The following is a 2,158-nucleotide window of genomic DNA, read 5'->3' on the forward strand; positions in this document are numbered from 1 at the left end:
GAACCTAAAGCAAAATAGCTTGGTAGTGACTGAGTAATCAGTCAGACTGATTGAACGAAAAAGAAAGGATCGAAAATGGCAACGAAAAAAGCGACACCAAAAAAGCGAGTGAGATACCCAAGAGGCAAGGCGCTGGCCCGCAAGGTAATGAATCATATTCTCAAGCACCCAACAAAATGGGACCAGTATAACCCCGGAGAAACTGGGTCGCACCCGTGCAAAACAGCACAGTGCTACTGCGGTTGGGCGAGAACATTAGGCGGGCTGCATGAAATGCGCGCAGACGACGCAACGGCGAAGCTGCTCGGAATAGATTACAACGAAGTAAATGCCGTGTTCGATATGAACAACACAGTAGATCAATTGTACGCATGGACGCAGGCGTACCTAGCAGGGAAGCCAAAAAGCTATCGGATGAAGTTCGAGCTAATGCCGCTATGACAGTACGCGAACTTCTCGAAAAAGCGAAGGAACTCAACGTCGAGATTCGCGTTGATAACGGCGTACTCTTAGTACGCCGAGGCGATCGGCTTCCGAAAGAATACGCAGACGAATTGCGAAACAATCGAGACTTAATTATTTCAGCGCACTCAAGCGAGTTGGTTAAGAAAGTAGCCAAGCAGTTCAGTGCTACGATAGTGGACATAACGAAAGGCGAGACAGCAGATGTACAAACCAAGGCCATATCAAACTGACGCGAAGGAGGCGATCAAAGAAAAATTCGCTACGCACCAGTCCACCGTGGCCGTGCTGCCAACCGGATGCGGCAAGACGATTTTGTTTTCTCTTCTCGCCGACGAATACCGCAAGCACGGACGGGTGATGGTGCTGGCCCACCGTGAAGAACTCATCGAGCAAGCGGCTGACAAGATCAGCAAAGTGACCGGCATCCCAGTCGAGATCGAGATGGCCGATCAACGTGCATCGCAGATAATTAAATCTCCGATTGTGGTGTCGAGCATACAGACGCAGACCGCAGGCGGAGCGAACCCAAGGATGGAACAGTTCGACCCGATGGAGTTCTCGCTGGTGATAGCAGACGAGTGCTTTCCCGGATCATGCTTGGTAGACGGAAGAAGAATCGACTCAATAACAGTCGGCGATTCGGTACGCACCCATCTTGGCGACGGAAAAGTTCTAAAGGTTTTTTCTCGAACCATAGATCGAATAGTCCGAGTGGTGTTTGATTCAGGCAAAGAGTTGGTTTGCACGCCGGGCCACCCAATATCCACCGATCATGGCTTCTTTTGTGCAGCCAGTTTGACGGAAGGGAGCATGGTGCATACCATCACTCAACATGAAAAACAAATGCGAAATCTGCGGGACGACAATACCGAGCGGAACCAATTCGAGACCGAGAAAAATCTGCGCATCGAGCACATGCCGGTCGGAGTGTTTCAGGAGAAGAATCAAAAAGACATTTCTTCGGCACGGCGGAGACATAACAAGGTTCAGAAAAACAAATGGGATGCACGATCCTGCCACAAGAGCGAAGGTATCCGCCAAGTTGAGAGCGATGGGGTGGGGGCCAACGGTTCGCAGGGGCAATGGGCACGGCCCAACCATGCACGAAAAGCTAATTGCTTGCGCCTTGGGTTGGGATTGCGGAGTAGCAGTGAAGACGAAAATGCCGAGGGGGAGCGGATACCCGACGAACTACAAACTAGACGTTGCGAACGTGGCTCTGAAAGTCGGCATAGAAATAGACGGGTTGTCTCACAATCTAATCGAAAGAAGGGCAGCGGACAGGAAAAAAGAAGAGTTCATGGCTTCGATCGGGTGGCGCGTGTTGAGGTTTACGAACGAGGAAGTGGAGAAGAATTTGGACGGCTGTGTCCAGAAGGTGTTGTCTATAATCTCCATGTCTCCAACGGAAATACCTATTACGCTAATGGATTCTTAGTCCACAACTGCCACCACAGCGCAGCCGACACTTGGCGTTCTGCGTTGCAACACTACGGAAGTAATCCCAATTGCAAGATGCTCGGAGTGACTGCGACTCCGAGACGAACAGATCAAAAGGCACTGGCCTGCGTCTTTGATACCGTGGCTTTTCGCATGGGCTTGGCCGATGGAATCAAAGAGGGCTGGCTCGTCGGCATCGAGCAGAAGTACGTTCGCATCGAAGGCTTGAAGTACAAAGAGATCGGAGTAAGTC

Annotated in this window: 2 protein-coding genes and 2 pseudogenes; all 4 read left to right on the forward strand. The window is 50.9% G+C overall.

What is annotated here, in order from left to right:
* Positions 1 to 75: 75 nt before the first annotated feature.
* Positions 76 to 441: a hypothetical protein gene (locus ACMTNU_RS20475; RefSeq protein ID WP_413937142.1), complete on the forward strand. Its 366-nt coding sequence runs from the start codon at positions 76 to 78 to the stop codon at positions 439 to 441.
* A gap of 225 nt (positions 442 to 666) precedes the next feature.
* Positions 667 to 987: pseudogene (locus tag ACMTNU_RS20480) on the forward strand (DEAD/DEAH box helicase); the annotation flags it as partial.
* A gap of 640 nt (positions 988 to 1,627) precedes the next feature.
* Positions 1,628 to 1,903: an endonuclease domain-containing protein gene (locus ACMTNU_RS20485; protein WP_413937143.1), complete on the forward strand. Its 276-nt coding sequence runs from the start codon at positions 1,628 to 1,630 to the stop codon at positions 1,901 to 1,903.
* Positions 1,831 to 2,158 (forward strand): annotated as a pseudogene (locus ACMTNU_RS20490) (hypothetical protein); the annotation flags it as partial. The gene ACMTNU_RS20485 and the pseudogene ACMTNU_RS20490, both read left to right, overlap by 73 nt.

The sequence above is a fragment of the Nitrospira sp. BLG_1 genome (genome assembly GCF_047338595.1).
Lineage (GTDB): Bacteria > Nitrospirota > Nitrospiria > Nitrospirales > Nitrospiraceae > Nitrospira_D.